12 protein-coding genes are annotated in these 15,763 nt (G+C 58.0%); 3 read left to right on the top strand and 9 right to left on the bottom strand.

Translation table 11 applies throughout. From position 1 onward, the window contains the following. The first annotated feature begins 233 nt into the window (after positions 1–233). On the top strand, positions 234–2,423 hold the full coding sequence (locus FGU71_RS04080) for a TonB-dependent receptor (protein WP_142787374.1): 2,190 nt from the start codon (positions 234–236) through the stop codon (positions 2,421–2,423). Positions 2,424–2,501: 78 nt separating this feature from the next. On the opposite strand, the gene FGU71_RS04075 is transcribed toward FGU71_RS04080, so the two are convergent. The 6 genes from FGU71_RS04075 to putA form a co-directional block, all read right to left on the bottom strand. Beyond that, entirely contained in the window at positions 2,502–3,689 is a 1,188-nt protein-coding gene (locus tag FGU71_RS04075; RefSeq protein ID WP_142787373.1) for a saccharopine dehydrogenase family protein, read from the bottom strand. 298 nt (positions 3,690–3,987) lie between these two features. Continuing rightward, on the bottom strand, positions 3,988–4,371 hold the full coding sequence (locus FGU71_RS04070; RefSeq protein ID WP_142787372.1) for a hypothetical protein: 384 nt from the start codon (positions 4,369–4,371) through the stop codon (positions 3,988–3,990). 160 nt (positions 4,372–4,531) lie between these two features. Beyond that, entirely contained in the window at positions 4,532–5,086 is a 555-nt protein-coding gene (gene dcd, locus FGU71_RS04065; protein ID WP_142787371.1) for a dCTP deaminase, read from the bottom strand. A 138-nt stretch (positions 5,087–5,224) separates the two neighbouring features. Next, positions 5,225–5,428 carry a hypothetical protein gene (locus tag FGU71_RS04060; protein WP_142787370.1) on the bottom strand — a complete coding sequence of 68 codons (204 nt, stop codon included), beginning with the start codon at positions 5,426–5,428 and terminating at the stop codon, positions 5,225–5,227. A gap of 130 nt (positions 5,429–5,558) precedes the next feature. Further along, positions 5,559–6,086, bottom strand: coding sequence for a hypothetical protein (locus FGU71_RS04055; RefSeq protein ID WP_142787369.1), 528 nt, complete (start codon positions 6,084–6,086; stop codon positions 5,559–5,561). A 46-nt stretch (positions 6,087–6,132) separates the two neighbouring features. Then, positions 6,133–9,309 (bottom strand): bifunctional proline dehydrogenase/L-glutamate gamma-semialdehyde dehydrogenase PutA, encoded by a 3,177-nt coding sequence (gene putA, locus FGU71_RS04050; RefSeq protein WP_142787368.1) that lies wholly within the window; start codon positions 9,307–9,309, stop codon positions 6,133–6,135. Positions 9,310–9,586: 277 nt separating this feature from the next. Between putA and FGU71_RS04045 the strand changes: the two genes are divergently transcribed. Both FGU71_RS04045 and FGU71_RS04040 read left to right on the top strand, forming a co-directional pair. Then, positions 9,587–10,345, top strand: a complete 759-nt coding sequence (locus FGU71_RS04045; protein ID WP_142787367.1) for an enoyl-CoA hydratase/isomerase family protein — start codon at positions 9,587–9,589, stop codon at positions 10,343–10,345. Positions 10,346–10,410: 65 nt separating this feature from the next. Beyond that, positions 10,411–10,707 (top strand): YciI family protein, encoded by a 297-nt coding sequence (locus FGU71_RS04040; RefSeq protein WP_142787366.1) that lies wholly within the window; start codon positions 10,411–10,413, stop codon positions 10,705–10,707. A gap of 9 nt (positions 10,708–10,716) precedes the next feature. On the opposite strand, the gene FGU71_RS04035 is transcribed toward FGU71_RS04040, so the two are convergent. The 3 genes from FGU71_RS04035 to FGU71_RS04025 all read right to left on the bottom strand — a co-directional run bounded on the left by FGU71_RS04035 (position 10,717) and on the right by FGU71_RS04025 (position 15,725). Next, entirely contained in the window at positions 10,717–11,694 is a 978-nt protein-coding gene (locus FGU71_RS04035) for a quinone oxidoreductase family protein (protein ID WP_142788971.1), read from the bottom strand. Positions 11,695–11,773: 79 nt separating this feature from the next. Next, positions 11,774–13,663 (bottom strand): hydantoinase B/oxoprolinase family protein, encoded by a 1,890-nt coding sequence (locus tag FGU71_RS04030; RefSeq protein WP_142787365.1) that lies wholly within the window; start codon positions 13,661–13,663, stop codon positions 11,774–11,776. A gap of 4 nt (positions 13,664–13,667) precedes the next feature. Further along, positions 13,668–15,725 (bottom strand): hydantoinase/oxoprolinase family protein, encoded by a 2,058-nt coding sequence (locus FGU71_RS04025; RefSeq protein ID WP_142787364.1) that lies wholly within the window; start codon positions 15,723–15,725, stop codon positions 13,668–13,670. Between the last annotated feature and the right edge of the window lie 38 nt (positions 15,726–15,763).

Below are 15,763 nucleotides of genomic sequence, written 5' to 3'. Positions count from 1 at the left end.
GCGTTCGAATCGCCTCGCCCGCTCCATTTTCTTTCCAGTATTTCTGTGCCTTGATAACCGGTGATCCATTCAGGAACCGGATCATGCTGCGCGTTTGGTGTGGTTTTGGTCACAGTAAAAGGGCGTCATTCTGGCTTTTCGCGTTCTCCAGCAGAAAGGGGTTGCGATTAAGAATTCACATGACTAGCGGATGTTACGTTATCTCATTCTAAAGTCACAAGTGAGCCTTCCCCATGAAGCCTTTGATTTCCCGTATCGCCCTTTCCGCTGCCTTGTCTTTGGCTGCCGCCCCTGTTCTTGCGCAGGACGCCGATAGTGCATCTGACAAGCAAGCAAAAGATTCTGCCTCTGACAAGCAAGCCATCGATGACGACCTTCACAGTCGCGGTGTCGATTACCGCGGCAACATTATCGTAAGTGCTGCGGGTCTTGAACAGCTTGATGTGCTGGCGGGCACGAGCGTTTTTGAAGCGGATGATATTCAGCGCAATCTCAACGGCCAGATCGGCGAAGTCCTCGCCAAATTGCCCGGCGTTTCTGCGACCAGCTTTGCGCCTGGTTCTTCGCGCCCGGTGTTGCGCGGGTTCCAGGGGGAGCGAGTCCGCGTACTGGTTGACGGGATCGGCACAGCAGACGTTTCCAACACTTCGGTTGACCATGCGACTTCGATCGACCCGCTGACGGCAGAGCGGATCGAAGTCCTGCGCGGCCCCGCGGTGCTGCTGTACGGCAGCCAGGCAATCGGCGGCGCGGTCAACGTCATCGACAAACGTATCCCGACGCGGGTCCCTGCTGAAGGGTTTCACCTCGACGCATTGATCGCGGCAGACACGGCCAGCGACCTGCGCACAGGCGGTGCTTCGCTTGATGTGCCGCTGGGTGAAAATTTCGTCTTTCATATCGATGGCAGCTGGCGCGAAACCGGAGATCTCGAAATTCCGGGATTTCAGGTTGCCCCCGAATTGCGAGCCGAATTGCTCGAAGAGGCCGCGGAGGAAGAGCTCGAGGGTGAATTCGAAGAGGCCGAGGAATTTCGCGAAGCGGCCAATCAGCAGGGTTTCATTCCCAACACAGCGAGCGAAACCTATACGATCAATGGCGGCTTTGGTGTGATCCTTGGCGATAGCACCTTTGGCGCGTCGGTTGGGTATTACGATACCAATTACGGCGTGCCGACCCGCCCGGGTGCCGGCCATCACCACGGTGAGGAAGGTGAAGAAGGCGGCGAGGAAGAGGGCGAAGAGGAAGTCGAAGAGCTCGTCACCATCGCTCTCGAGCAGGTGCGCGCCGATTTCAAAGCCGATATTGCTCTTGGTGATGGATTCTTCTCCCGCTTGAAACTGCGTGCAGGCTATTCCGATTACACCCACACCGAATTTGAAGGCGCCGAAGTCGGCACGACATTTGACAGCGAAAGCATCGAAGCCCGGCTCGAACTTTCGCAGAACGAGAACGGTCCCACGCGCGGCGGATTTGGTATTCAGTACCTGTACCGCGACTTCTTTGCCGTCGGTGCAGAGGCATATGTTCCGCCAAACGTTACCGATCAATTCGCCGTGTTCGGCCTGCAGGAATTTGGCAAAGGTCCATTCCAGCTGGAGCTCGCCGCGCGGTTGGAAACCACTTCTGTCGATGCAAGCACACTGGGTATTGAGCGCGACTTCGATACCTTCTCTGGTGCTGCTGGTTTCATCTATGAAGCAGACGACGCATTCCGCGCGGGCCTCAATCTGTCGCGGGCCGAGCGCGCGCCAAGCGCTGAGGAATTGTTTTCGGACGGACCGCATATCGCGACCCAGGCGTTCGAAATTGGCGATCCGAACCTGTCCACCGAAAGCGCGTGGGGCGTAGAAGCCTTCGCGCGGGGTAAAGTGGGCGGCGTAACGTTTAGCGCAGCGATCTTTAACCAGTGGTTCGATGACTATATCTACCTCACCGAAACCGGGCTTGAGGAAGATGAGCTGCCGGTCTTCGTGTATCTCCAACAGGATGCCAACTATTTCGGTATTGAGGGCGAGGTTTCCTTTCCTTTGTTCGACAATGGCGATTTCGGTTTGATCGCCGATTTCAATGGCTCGTATATCAACGCCGAATTGGGCGATGGGACCAACGTGCCCCGCATTCCGCCGCTCAGCCTGCTGGCCGGGATTGAAGCGCAGACAGCGTCCTTTGACGTGCGCGGCGAAGTCCAATGGTTTGCCGAACAGGATCAGGTCGCCGCGTTTGAAACCCGCACGTCCGATTTTGCGCTGGTCAATTTCCTCGTCGCGTGGCGTCCGCTGGCCAGCAATGAAAACGTGTTCGTCCAGCTTTCGGCCGACAATATCTTTGACGTGACCGGCCGCCGCCATGCGAGCTTTACAAAGGACTTTGTCCCGCTCGCAGGCCGGAACATCCGGGCGAGCGTCCGCCTTAGCTTCTGATTTTGGAGTAGGAAAATGAAAGGGGCGGGACCGGCATTATCCGGTCCCGCCCCTTTTCATGTCAAACCGTGCCGCGCCTTAGTTTTCGGCGGCAAAGGTCAATTCTGCGTGCTCTTCAAGCCGGTTTACAAGCGCTTCGCCAAGAAATGATCCCGGTGTTCCGATCCCGCCCGGTGCATCGCACTGTGTCAACGCAATGCCGGTTTCACTCAGCATCCGGCTGGTCGAACCATAGCCCGGATCGTATTTGCCTTTGACGCTGTAATGCAGGTTTTCTCCGTCACCCATTTCGGCGACGAACAGGATATCGTAGAAACCATTTTCGCGCTCTTCCTTGGTCGGACCTTCACCCGGTTTTGGCGGCTTTGCACCGAACGGATTTTTCATCATCTCGGTCGCGGCCTCGGCCATTTTCTTGCCCGCTTCGCCGGGGCTGGTGAGCATCATCTCGTCATACTTGAAGTCTTCGCCATATGGATGGCCGAGCAGGAAGTTTGTGCGGTGCACGTTCTTCGTATTGATCGGTGCCATCACGAACGGAGCGGCCCATTTATCCAGATCTTTTTCATAAGACGGGATCATGCCCGAAGGCTGGCTTGGCCCTTCAAATCCCGGTGTCAGCGCAAACGGATCGCGCATGACGTTGATCAGTTTCGGGTTCTTCGCCATCGCCTTCATGGTTGCGCCAAGGCTGGCTGCGGTGCCGCCCGAGAATGTGCCGGCCATCGCACGCACGCGGCCACGGATTTTCGGGGCAGGCTTGCCAAAGCGCTTTACCGCTTCTTTTTGCGCCATCATCACGCCGAGATCGAACGGGATTGAATCGAACCCGCTTGAGAAACAAATGCGCGCGCCCGATTTCTTGGCGTCGGCTTCGTGCTGAGCGATCTTTTCTGCCATCCATGCAGGCTCGCCGGAAAGGTCGGCGTAATCCGTGCCGGTCTTCACACAGGCGGCGACCAGATTGTCACCGTAAAGTTGATACGGGCCTACTGTGGTGAGCACGACTTTGGTGCGGCGGCACATCGCCTCAAGACTGGCCATGTCATCGGCGTCTGCAACCAAAAGAGGCGTATCGGCAGGCGCACCGATTTCATCGCGTACCGCCTCAAGTTTCTCCTGAGAGCGGCCTGCCATGGCCCATTTCGGCGCGTCATCGCGTGATCCGTAATGCTGGTCGAGATATTCGGCGACGAGGCGGCCGGTATAGCCGGTCGAGCCGTAGATGATGATGTCAAATTCTGTCTTTGCCTTGGGGGTAGCCATTCAAACTGTCTCCTCTTTCCCTGCTGCAATGCGCGCGGGATGTATAAGAGTCAAAGTCGCGGAAGCCGTGCTTTGTTCCTGTGTAGGGAACGCATGACACATTCTCCAACATGTCATGTGTGTCCTACATGGGTATCCCGTTTAACTGCAGTAACTTGCTCATGTTGGACATGGGTGACACTTGTCCAACACGAACTGCCTTTCATGATCAAGCGAACTTAGCGGGCGCAGCCAGATTAGCGCGGTGTTGGTGAGTAGGAAAATGGGAAAGTGGCTGCTTTTGGGTGGAAAGCGGATATCAGTCAGAGACGAACTGAATGAAGGTCATCACAAAATGGCTATCACCCTGATCGCTTGGCTTGATCGCAATCATCAACTTTGTGGTTCGATCATCAAGCTTGACGGACTCAATTTTCACCTCATCCTTTCCTTCAGTCACGGCCAATACCCGGTAGCCGTTTTGTTCAAGATCGCCTGAGTGGAACGAAGCTAGCTCGCTGAGGCTCGCTTCGGTCGAGATCTGCATACCCAACCCGTCCATAAGCCTCATTGTTACAGTCGCGCCGGGATAAAGTGAAAGTTGGTAGGGTGCAGCCTGATCGACATCCTCACCAACTTCGATGCTGGAAGCGATGTCCTCAGCAGAAAGCGTGTCTGCGTCCGATGAGCACGAGGTGGTCATCGCGGCCCCTAACAAAAGAAACCATGCACTCACTGTCGGTCGTATTCTTGTATCCACGGCCTACTCTTTTCCATCCTGAGCCTCGTGAGATGCGCGATTATATTGCAGACGATGTCTCAGTCCACAACTGGGTCGTTAGCGGACCTTCGGTGACCTCCCCCTACAACCGCGGCAGCGTAACTCCGCGCTGGCCCATATATTTACCCGCGCGGTCTTTGTAGCTTGTCTCGCAGCGCTCGTTGCCTTTCAGGAACAGGAACTGGCATGCGCCTTCATTGGCGTAAATCTTCGCAGGCAGCGGTGTGGTGTTCGAAAACTCCAGCGTCACGTGGCCTTCCCATCCCGGCTCAAGCGGGGTGACGTTCACGATGATCCCGCAGCGCGCATAGGTGCTTTTGCCAAGGCAGATCACCAGCACGTCTTCGGGCACGCGGAAATATTCGACCGTGCGGGCCAGAGCAAAGGAATTGGGCGGGATGATACAGACATCGGTTTCGCGGTCGACGAGGCTGTCCGCGTCGAATTTCTTGGGATCGACCGTGGCCGAGTTCACATTGGTGAAAATCTTGAACTCCGGCGCGACGCGCGCATCATAGCCATATGAGCTGAGCCCGTAAGAGATCACCCCTTCGCGTCGCTGCGCCTCGACAAACGGCTCTATCATGCCGTTGGTTTGCGCCTGTTCCCGAATCCATTTGTCTGAAAGAATCGCCATGCGCGATAGATTCCCGATGGCGCTGCGCGGGGCAAGCCATGCGGCGGATTTATCTGGGGGAGGATTGGCGCGGGCCATGGCAATGGCGCCCCTGTTCAAAAGCCGGTTTGGCTCTCGGCTGGCGATGTCGCTACTCGCTTAGCTGCGGTACTTTTCTTCTTCTGCGGATGCAGCAGCGAATGCCAGCAGCTTGATTTCGCGTTTCGCCACGACATAGGAATAGGCGAGCCCCGCCACAAACAACGCTCCGCTAACACCCTGTGCGAACGAGAGATCGAATATCTTTGCGACAATGATCAATGCGATCGCGGTGAACAACACGCCAATGCTAATTTTCGACACGGTTACCCCCAAGGTCGATGAACAAATTGTTACCTCGCACCTAAGGGGCGAACCGTAATCAATTGATTGCGTCCAACGCTTAATTTGGGCTTACCGCAGGCTCTGCCAAACGCACCGCGCCTGGCGATAATCAGATCTCTTTCGCGCCCAAACTCGGATTGAGGCCGACCACATGGTTCAGCCATTTTTTGGGCCGGCGCAGCATATCGCCGGGATATTCGACTTTCAGACCGAGGATCTCCGCCATCTTGCCGACGAAATGGATGCAGTTGCGGCTTTCCAGATTGTAATATTTGCCCGGCGCGTTCTGCCACGCATTCACTTCTTTGATGATCTGGCGATATTGAGCGTCAGTGATCGTCATCGTGAAATGGCGGTTTGTTTTCTGAATAAATTGGGGCTTTTCAGCGAGGACCATATGTTCCACCGGTCCGCTCAGGATAGCGGGCGTGACTTTGCGTGCGGAGAACCCGTAATTCTCGCTCACCGCTTCGCCAGTTTCCTCCAGCTCTCCCTCCAGCACAAAGAATGTGTGCGGATAGCGCCCGAACAGGACCGATCCATTCACGCTGTGAAAATGGATCTGGACATCGGCGAACGCAGGGCCGCTCCAAACGAGCGCGAGCAGGGCGAAAATATGGATCAGAAACTTTGGCATGACGGCTCTTTATCGCGCAAAGCCTCCGCCTCGCAAGTAAACCTTTTTAACTCGCCAGCAGGCTTGCATTTCCGCCTGCTGCTGTGGTGTCGATACAGGTGACCCGTTCGGTCGCAAACCGCGCGAGGTAATTGGGACCGCCCGCTTTCGGGCCGGTGCCGGACAATCCTTCGCCGCCGAACGGCTGGCTTTCGACAATAGCGCCGATCTGATTGCGATTGACGTAGAAATTACCAACCTTGGCGCGCGCCTGAATAAACCGGCGCGTGGCGGCAATGCGGCTGTGCAGGCCAAGCGTGAGGCCGTATCCGGTCGCGTTGATATCGGAAACGACCTGGCCCAGATCCTCCGCCTTAAACCGGGCGACATGCAGCACGGGGCCGAAATTTTCGCGATTGAGATCAAGGATCGAGTCCACTTCGATAATGGTCGGCGCGACGTAACAACCTTTTTCCGTGCCATCGGGCATCGGGCAGCGGGTAAGCGGACGGCCAGAAGCCTGTGACCGGGCAACGTGGCGTTCCAACGCCGCCTGCGCATCGGGATCGATAACAGGGCCGACATCGGTGCCAAGATGAACCGGATCGCCCACATGCAGCGCATCGAACCCGCCGCGGATCATCTCCAGCATCTCGTCCGCCACATCGTCTTGCAGATACAGCACCCTCAGCGCGGAGCAGCGTTGCCCCGCGCTCTGAAAGGCGCTGGCCAGCACATCGCGCACCACCTGTTCAGGCAGCGCCGATGAATCGACGATCATCGCGTTTTGGCCGCCGGTCTCGGCGATCAGCGTGGCGATCGGGCCATCGCGTCCGGCGAGCGATTGATTGATCAACCGCGCGGTTTCGGTCGAGCCGGTAAAAGCGACGCCTGCAACGCGCGGGTCAGACGTGATCAATTGACCCACTTCGCCTGCGCCGGGCAGCAATTGCAGCGCCTCTGGCGGGATACCGGCATCATGCATCAGCTTCACCGCCAGCGCGGCGATAAGCGGGGTTTGCTCGGCCGGTTTGGTGATCACCGCATTGCCCGCTGCAAGCGCGGCGGAGGCCATGCCGGTGAAGATCGCCAGCGGGAAATTCCACGGGCTGATCGTGGCAAATACGCCGCGTCCATGCATCCGCAGGGTGTTTTCCTCACCCGTCGGGCCGGGCAGGTACAGCGGCTCGTCAAACTGGCGGCGGGCTTCCTGAGCATAATAACGCAGAAAATCGACTGCTTCGCGCAGTTCGGCGATGCCATCGAGCAGCGTCTTGCCCGCTTCACGCTGGCATAGGGATAGGAATTCATCGGTGTGCGCTTCGAAAAGGTCGGCTGCTTCTTCAAGCAGAAGTGCGCGGCTTTCGCCGCCCAAGGCATCCCAGCCCGGCTGGATGGCTTGGGCGCGGGCAAATGCAGTATCGACTTCTTCCGCGGTCGCATCGCGGCGCGTGCCGACTTCCTGGCTGAGATCGTGCGGCATGGTGATCGGCGCGATTTCGCCGGGTTCTTCGGCGGGGAAAGTCGGTTCGGCGCGCCATTGCACGCTTTCCAGTCTTTTCAGCCGTTCCTGCAACGGACCAAGCACCAGCGGATCGGACAGATCGACACCGGCGCTGTTCACCCGTTTGCCCAATATATCGCGAGGCAAAGGGATAGCGGTGTTGCGGCGCGGAGACATCGCCGCCAGTTCCTCGACAGGGTCATTCACCAATTCGCTTGCGGGGATTTCTGCATCGCCCATGCGATTGACAAAACTGGTATTGGCGCCGTTTTCCAGCAGTCTGCGCACAAGATAGGCGAGCAATTCCTTGTGTCCGCCGACGGGGGCATAAATGCGGACAGGTGTCGGCGTGTTGCCTTCGAGTTTGCGCAGCGCATCAAACACTTCTTCGCCCATGCCATGCAGACGCTGAAATTCGAAACTGCGCCCTTTGCTCATCTCTTTCACAGCCGCCACGGTATAGGCGTTGTGCGTGGCAAAGGCGGGGCGGATCACATCGTCATGTTCGAACAGGCGCGCTGCACAGGCGAGGTAGGAAACATCGGTCGCCAATTTGCGGGTGAAGACGGGGAAATCATCATATCCGCCAACCTGGCTGACTTTGATCTCGCTGTCCCAATAGGCACCTTTCACCAGCCGTACGAACAGCTTGCGCCCGTGCCGCCGCGCCAGTTTTGCGGTCCAGTCGCACAGCGGCAGGCCGCGTTTCTGATAGGCCTGAATAGCGAGCCCGAACCCGTCCCAGCGCGTGCCATCTGCGCGGGTGAAAAGTTCATCATCGCTGACCAGGGTTTCGATAATATCGAGCGACACTTCGAGCCGTTCGGCTTCTTCTGCGTCCAGCGTAAAATGGATGTCCGCATCGCGCGCTTTCAGCGCCAGACGTTTTACAATCGGGACGATATCGGCGCGCGCTTCGGCGGCGTGAAGATAACCGTATTTCGGATGCAGCGCCGACAGCTTAACCGATATTCCCGGAGCAGGGCCAACGCCCGCGCCGTCTCCCAGCTTTGCCGCTTCACCGGCAAGCCGATCAATCGCGCCTTCATACGCATCGGCATAACGCTGTGCATCGGCGAATGTCATTGCGGCTTCGCCCAGCATATCGAACGAGTGGGTTATCCCCTTTGCGCGTTCCGGCTTGGCGCGTTTTAACGCCTCGCCAATGGTGCGGCCATACACGAACTGGCCGCCCAGAATACGCATCGCCTGAAGAGTGGCCTTGCGGATCACCGGCTCACCCAGCCGGTTCATGGTGCTTTTCAGCACGCGGCCCATGCCTTTTTGATGCGCCTCTGGCTGTTCCAGAACCTCGCCTGTCAGCATCAAAGAAAATGTCGCCGCGTTGACGAAGGTCGATGAGCTTTCGCCCAGATGTTCACCCCATTCGATGTCGCCAATCTTGTCCCGGATCAGCGCGTCGGCGGTTTCTTCATCGGGCACTCTGAGAAGCGCCTCTGCAAGGCACATCAGCGCAATGCCTTCCTCTGTATCGAGGCCGTATTGCTGCAGAAACGCATCCACGCCGCTTGCCTTTTGGGCGCGGGCACCTTCGATCAGATCAATCGCCAGATCGGCTGCGGTGCCGTGTATCTTGCGCGCTGGCGCTGCCTGTTCAATCCGCTCCGCAATGCAGGCCTCCTCTTCGGCGCGGTACGCGCGGCGCAGATCAGAACGGTCAAGGAAATGGGCAGTGTTGTCTGGCAAGATGTTCGTGGTCACGTCGCTGTGTTCTCTCATTCTTTTTGCGTCTCCGGCGCATGTGCCGACTCGGACTTTCCCATACGATTTGGACCCGCAGGCACTCGACTTCAAGCGAAGTCGCTCGGTATGTATATGAAGCGGGCTGTGTGTGCTTTCACCTGTGCTGCGCTGTTCAATCGCGCTAGGCCGCGATTGAACAGCACGCATTAAAATATCGCGGGCGCGCGAAACCTGCGCCGCGGTATTCCCGACTATGATGAAAGGGCCCGGCAATCATCAAAAAGCCCGGCCATAATGAAAAGGCACGCCAACAATGACATTGCGGTTGCAGATAGACGGCGCGGCGGCGCATCTGGTGATTGATCGGGCGGACAAACGCAATTCTTTCAACATGGCGATGTGGCAAGCCATGCCGGGTCTGTTGGAACAGGCGGCGCGCAATTCGGATTTGCGCTTGCTGATCGTGCGCTCTGCGGCGGCAGACAGCGCATTTTGCGCAGGCGCGGATATCAAGGAATTGCTTGCGAACAAAGACGACGGCGAATGGTGCGCCGCCAATCAGGCCGCGATCAACCGGGTTCAGCATATGTTGGCGCGCCATGCTTTACCCACGATCGCGTTTGTCGAGGGCGATTGCATAGGCGGCGGGTGCGGTATTGCGCTGGCATGTGATTTGCGCATTGCGACACCGGCTGCGCGGTTCGGGATCACCCCTGCGAAACTGGGCCTCGTCTATCCGATGCATGATGTGAAGCTGCTCACCGATCTGGTCGGTCCGGGTCAGGCAAAGCGGTTGCTTTACACCGGCAATCTGATCGATGCGTCGGAAGCGCTGAGGATTGGTTTGATTGAACAGATTGCAGACAGCCCAGCGGCCATCGCCGATCAATTGCTAAGCGCAAGCCCCCATTCGATCCGCGAAATGAAGCGCTTTGTGCGCCGTGTACTCGATGGCCAGTCCGCCGATGACGAAGACACTCTGAGGATTTTCGCAGAGGCGTTTGCCGGATCGGACTTTTTCGAAGGAACCACGGCCTTTGTCGAAAAACGCAAAGCGCGGTTCGGACAATAGAGGCGCGGCAATGATCCCAAGATTGGCGCTGGCGAAGCGCGCGGTGACGCTTTAAGCGGGCTGTTATGAAATTATACGCATTCCATTGCCGTGATGGGGAACACGGGGGCGTGCTGCGTGAACGCATCCGCGCCGAACATCTCGCCTATATCGACACCCAGATTGGCAAATACGCAGTCGCCGGCCCGTTAAAAGATGGCGACATGCCAATCGGATCTCTGCTTGTGATCAAGGGTGAGACGGAAGACGAGGCCCGCGCGGTTTTCGAAGGCGACCCCTATTTCACCGCCGGAGTGTGGCAATCGATCCGCGTCAGCGAATTTGTCGGCCTGTTCGGCGATTGGATCGACAGCGAAACGTAAGTCTGGCGTCTACGGAATAAGGACGCTGGACCCGGTGGTCGATCTTGTTTCAAGATCACGGTGCGCCTGCGCCGCTTCTTTCAACGGATAGGTCTGGCCCACGTTTATCGCCACCTGTCCGCTGCCGATCATATCCCACACTCGGGCCATTCCGGCTGCGCGCTCTGCCGGGGCGGTGTAATAATGAAACAGTGTGGGACGCGTGACGAACAGCGCGCCCTTTTGCGCAAGGATGCCCAGATTCACGTTCTCAACCGGACCGCTGGCATTGCCAAAGCTGATCAACAGGCCGCGCGGGGCCATACTGTCGAGCGAGGCCATAAAGGTGTCTTTGCCGACACCGTCGAACACCACCGGGACGCCGCCGCCGCCGGTAATTTCGCGCACTCTGGGTGCGATATCTTCGTGGTCGTAACGGATCACGTGATCGCATCCCGCTGCGCGCGCGATCGTTTCTTTTGCATCGGTAGAGACAGTGCCGATCACGTGTACGCCGATCGCTTTCAGCCATTGCGCCATGATTTGCCCAACCCCGCCTGCCGCTGCGTGGACCAGCACGGTGTCACCGGCACTCAAGGCGGCGCAGCGTTCAACCAGCGCCTCTGTTGTCGCGGCTTTCAAAATTGCCGCAGCCGCGGTTTCATCGGATATGGCATCGGGCACCTTGAACAGCGCTGCTGCCGGCATGATCCGGTGCGTGGCATAGGCTCCCAGCGAAGGGCCCATATAAGCGACGCGGTCACCTTTGGCGTATTCAGTTACACCGTCACCCACCGCGATGATCCGGCCTGCCGCTTCAAGCCCAAGCCCGCTGGGCAATTCCAGCGGATACAGGCCGGTGCGGTGATAGGTGTCGATGAAATTCAGCCCGATGGCTGTGTGTTCGATCAAGACTTCACCAGCATCCGGCGAAGGCATGGCATGGCGGACCCATTCGATATTTTCGGGTCCGCCATGCTTGGCAATTTGTGCGCGCATCAATTGCATATTGGCCTCTCGCCTGTCCGCTTTCACCATTTTGCCTTCACCAGTTCGGCGCAAAGTCCGAAACCGGTGTTTGGGGTGGCTATTCAGCCGCCTCGGCGGCTTCGTTCCATTCCGGCTGGATTGGCGCGGGCAGGCCCGTTTCTTCCAGACAGGTGGCGCGCAGTTGATCGATACCGGGCCCGTAATCAAACAGTTCCAATTCCCCGCGAGACGATTTCATCTCGGCACGCAGTGCATCGGTTGCCGCGCTGTCGATTGCACCGCGATCATTGGCAACCACGCCGTAAGCGCGGGCGCCCTCGGCAGTGACCAGACCCTGACGGATTTCGAGACCGACCGTTTCGGGATCACGTTCCAGTGGGTCACCCCAGCCGCCGCCGCCCCAGGTGATGAAGTGCAGCAAATCGCCCGCTTTCACTTCGACATCTTCGATTTTGTTGCCGACGATTTCGCTGGTGCCATCGGCGCGCTCGAGCACTTTTTTGGCGCGCGCACCGGGATGGCCGCCATTCACACCCCATGGGGGGACAAACCAGCGGTCATCGTGGATCGCAATCGCACCATCGGCGAGGAACCGGTATGTCATGTGGATACCATTGCCGCCGCGATGCAGGCCTGCACCGCCGCTATCGGGCTCGGTTGAATACCGTTCGATGCGGAGCGGGAAATACCGCTCGAGAAATTCGTTCGGCACGTTGGTAAAGCCCGGCCAAAGCGAATGTCCGTCCGGCCCATCGCCCAGCGGCCTGCCGGGGATGCCGCCAAATCCGATCTGGAACAGCTGAAACCATTCGGCCGATCCTTCGCCGCGTTTGTCCCAGCCAGAATAAAACAGGTGCGGGGATGAGCTGAAGCCTGCCGCGTTCAAAAATTCCGGCGTACCTTGACCCAGCAATCCGCCCAGAATGTCGAAAATCCGGCCCAGCGCGTGGGTCCGGCCAGACAATGCTGCCGGGAATTGCGGTTTCAGCAGCGATCCTTTGGGGATGCGGACTTCGATCAGGTCATAAAACCCGTCATTCGTCAGGATTTGCGGGTCAAAGACCATGATCATGTAAATGCCGAAGAACATCTTGAACATGTTTTCATTCAGCAGGAAATTGATCGACGCCGCGCTTTGCGGATCGGTGCCGTCGAAATCGAGAATGACTTTCTCGCCTTCGCGCCACATGGTGCATTTGATTCTATAAGGGCCGTACCCTTTGCCATCGTCGCACAGGTAATCTTCGAAACTCACCGGTTTTTCGCCGACCGCTTGAGACAGCAGGGCTTTCATCGCGCGGTGATTGCGCGCCAGCAATTCCTGTGTGGCTGACACATAAACATCATCGCCGAACCGCTCTGCCATTTCGACCACGCGTTTCGATGCGACGCGGCATGACGCGATCAGCGCGTTCAGATCGGCCTGGCACCAATCCGGTTTACGGGTCTGGTGCATGACGAGCTTCATCAGATCGTCATTGTACTGACCTTTTTTCCAGATCTTTACCGGCGGGATACGCACGCCTTCTTCAAAGATCGAGCTTGCGCCGATGGGCATGGAACCGGGGACAGAGCCGCCAATGTCGGATTGGTGACCGAACATTGCAGTGTAGGCGATCAATCGCCCGTCCTTGAAAACCGGCAACAGCACCAGCCAATCGTTTGAGTGGCTGACCGCGCCATCGCATGAATACGGGTCTGACAGGAAGATCATGTCGCCATCTTCCAGCGTGTCATCATAGCCTTTGAGAAAGCCATCGATGAAGCTGCCGAATTGGCCAACGATCATCTTGCCCGAAGGATCAGCGATGAGCGGGAAAGCATCGCCCTGTTCGCGAATGCCGGGCGACATGGCGGTCCGCACCAGCGTCGCGTCCATTTCAATCCGCGCATTGCGCAGCGCATTTTCGATAATGTCTAAAGTGACCGGATCAATGTCGATCTTTTCGAACGGGGTGTCATTGGTTTCGACTATCTGTGCTGGCATCGGATCAGCCCTCCGCTTTCGGGTTGATGAGGATATTGCCCACTGCATCGACAACCGCGATACAGCCGCTTTCGACCAGAGTGGTCGAGTCCATTTCGGTTATGATTGCCGGTCCGGGGATCGTGTCGCCCTGACGCAGCTTGGCACGGTCATAAATCACCGCTGCTTGTTCTTTGCCGTCCATCCAAAGCGTGTGATCGCGGATTTTCGCCGCCGCAGGATCACCATCACCCTTGGGCAGTTCGTTGGCAGGCAAAGCCGGCGCCACGCCAAGCGCCACTGCGCGCAGGTTCACGATTTCGTGCGGCGTATCCATGTTAAAGGTGAAGAGGCGCAGATGCTCCTCGTCAAAACGCGCCAGGATCCCTTCGATCCCGTCATTTTCCAGCACCGCCTTATCGATGGTCAGCGGGACTTCGAAAGCCTGACCGGCATAGCGTACATCCACTTCGAACTGGCTCGTGATCTGGTCTTCGGCCACGCCATCGGCGAGCAATTCGCCGCGCGTCTGATCGGCCATTTCATCCAGCACAACCTGAAGGTCGGCGATTGAAGTGTCTTTCGCCAGTTTGGAAAAACTGCGCGCGGTTTCGGTGCGCATCTGGGTTGTGGCATCGCCCAGCGCACACAGCACGCCGGGGGAAACGGGCGAAACCGCAGGCCAGCTGCCCATCAATTTGGCAACCGCATTCACATGCAACGGGCCAGCACCGCCAAAGCCCATCAGCGCAAATTCGCGCGGATCGTAACCCTGTTGAACCGAGATCATCCGCAGCGCGCCGAACATGTTCTCATTGACGATATCGATGATCCCGCGCGCCGCTTCCATCAGAGTCACACCCAGCGCATCCGCAATGGTCTGAACCGATTTCTTCGCGCCTTCGCGGTCCAGCTGGAAACTGCCGCCGAGCAGATCTTCGGGCAGATACCCCAGAACCACGTTGGCATCTGTCACTGTCGGCAATTCGCCGCCTTTGTTATAGGCGACCGGTCCCGGAACGGCGCCAGCGCTTTCCGGTCCAACCCGGAGTGCGCCGGTCAATTCGGGAACGTGGGCGATCGATCCGCCGCCCGCGCCCACTGTTTTCACATCCAGCGCCGATGCGCGCACGGAAAGATGCCCGACTTCGGTGGTGCGGACCCGCCGCGCTTCCAATCCTTCGATCAATGCAACATCGGTCGAGGTTCCGCCCACATCCAGCGTGAGAATGTTCGAAAGCCCTGCATTTTTGCCAACCCACAGCGCGCCGGTAACCCCGCCGGCCGGGCCGGACATCAGGATGTTGACCGGATGCTCTTCGGCTTTCTGGCTGCTCATCAAGCCGCCATCGGAACGCAGCAGGGACAGTTTGCCCTCCAGCCCTTCGTCTTCGAGCTTGTTACGCAGGTTTGAGACATATTTGCTGACGACCGGACGCACCGCGGCGTTGGCTACGGTAGACAAAGTGCGCTCGTATTCCTGCATTTCAGGAAGCACTTCATGGCTGAGCGAGACCGGGATGCCGGGCAGTTCTTCTGCCGCGATTTCACCGATGCGCGTTTCATGCGCGCCGTTTACATAGGCGTTGATTAGGCTGACGGTGAGCGCTTCGATGCCCTGATCCTTAAGCTGGCGCAGCGCCGCGCGTACGGCGTCCTCATCCAGCGCGCGAACCACTTTGCCATCGGCGCCCATGCGTTCGGGCGCTTCGACGGTGTCTTCAAGATGCGCGAGAGGCTGCGGTTTGGGCCATACGATCCACGCCGCCAGACCGCCGGGCACAAAACTGCGCGCGATCTGCATGACATCGCGGTAACCCTCGGTCGTGACGAGACCAACCTTGGCGCCTTTGCCTTCCAGCACGGCATTGGTTGCGACCGTGGTGCCGTGTAGGAAATACGCAATATCCTTGGCCGAAACGCCGGCCTCTGCGGTGATTGCCTTAACCCCGGTAAGGATCCCTTCGGAGCTGTCATGCGGGGTAGACGGTGTCTTATGCCGCCAGAATTTGCCGTTCTCTTCATCGAACAGCAGCAGATCGGTGAATGTTCCGCCGACATCGACGCCCAGTCTGTAAGTCATAGTTTAATCCAGCTCCTCAACCGGCTGTGGTAACCTGT

It is taken from the genome of Erythrobacter insulae, assembly GCF_007004095.1.
In the GTDB taxonomy this organism is placed as follows: Bacteria; Pseudomonadota; Alphaproteobacteria; order Sphingomonadales; family Sphingomonadaceae; genus Erythrobacter; species Erythrobacter insulae.
The sequence above is the reverse complement of the archived record's forward strand: the minus strand, read 5'-3'. Positions and strand labels throughout refer to the sequence as shown.

Excerpts from the sequence above, each read along its gene's own strand:
- FGU71_RS04080 (WP_142787374.1), top strand. The coding sequence starts at position 234 with ATGAAGCCTTTGATTTCCCGTATCGCCCTTTCCGCTGCCTTGTCTTTG.
- FGU71_RS04075 (WP_142787373.1), bottom strand. The coding sequence starts at position 3,689 with ATGGCTACCCCCAAGGCAAAGACAGAATTTGACATCATCATCTACGGC.
- FGU71_RS04070 (WP_142787372.1), bottom strand. The coding sequence starts at position 4,371 with ATGACCACCTCGTGCTCATCGGACGCAGACACGCTTTCTGCTGAGGAC.
- dcd (WP_142787371.1), bottom strand. The coding sequence starts at position 5,086 with ATGGCGATTCTTTCAGACAAATGGATTCGGGAACAGGCGCAAACCAAC.
- FGU71_RS04055 (WP_142787369.1), bottom strand. The coding sequence starts at position 6,086 with ATGCCAAAGTTTCTGATCCATATTTTCGCCCTGCTCGCGCTCGTTTGG.
- putA (WP_142787368.1), bottom strand. The coding sequence starts at position 9,309 with ATGAGAGAACACAGCGACGTGACCACGAACATCTTGCCAGACAACACT.
- FGU71_RS04045 (WP_142787367.1), top strand. The coding sequence starts at position 9,587 with ATGACATTGCGGTTGCAGATAGACGGCGCGGCGGCGCATCTGGTGATT.
- FGU71_RS04040 (WP_142787366.1), top strand. The coding sequence starts at position 10,411 with ATGAAATTATACGCATTCCATTGCCGTGATGGGGAACACGGGGGCGTG.
- FGU71_RS04035 (WP_142788971.1), bottom strand. The coding sequence starts at position 11,694 with ATGCAATTGATGCGCGCACAAATTGCCAAGCATGGCGGACCCGAAAAT.
- FGU71_RS04030 (WP_142787365.1), bottom strand. The coding sequence starts at position 13,663 with ATGCCAGCACAGATAGTCGAAACCAATGACACCCCGTTCGAAAAGATC.
- FGU71_RS04025 (WP_142787364.1), bottom strand. The coding sequence starts at position 15,725 with ATGACTTACAGACTGGGCGTCGATGTCGGCGGAACATTCACCGATCTG.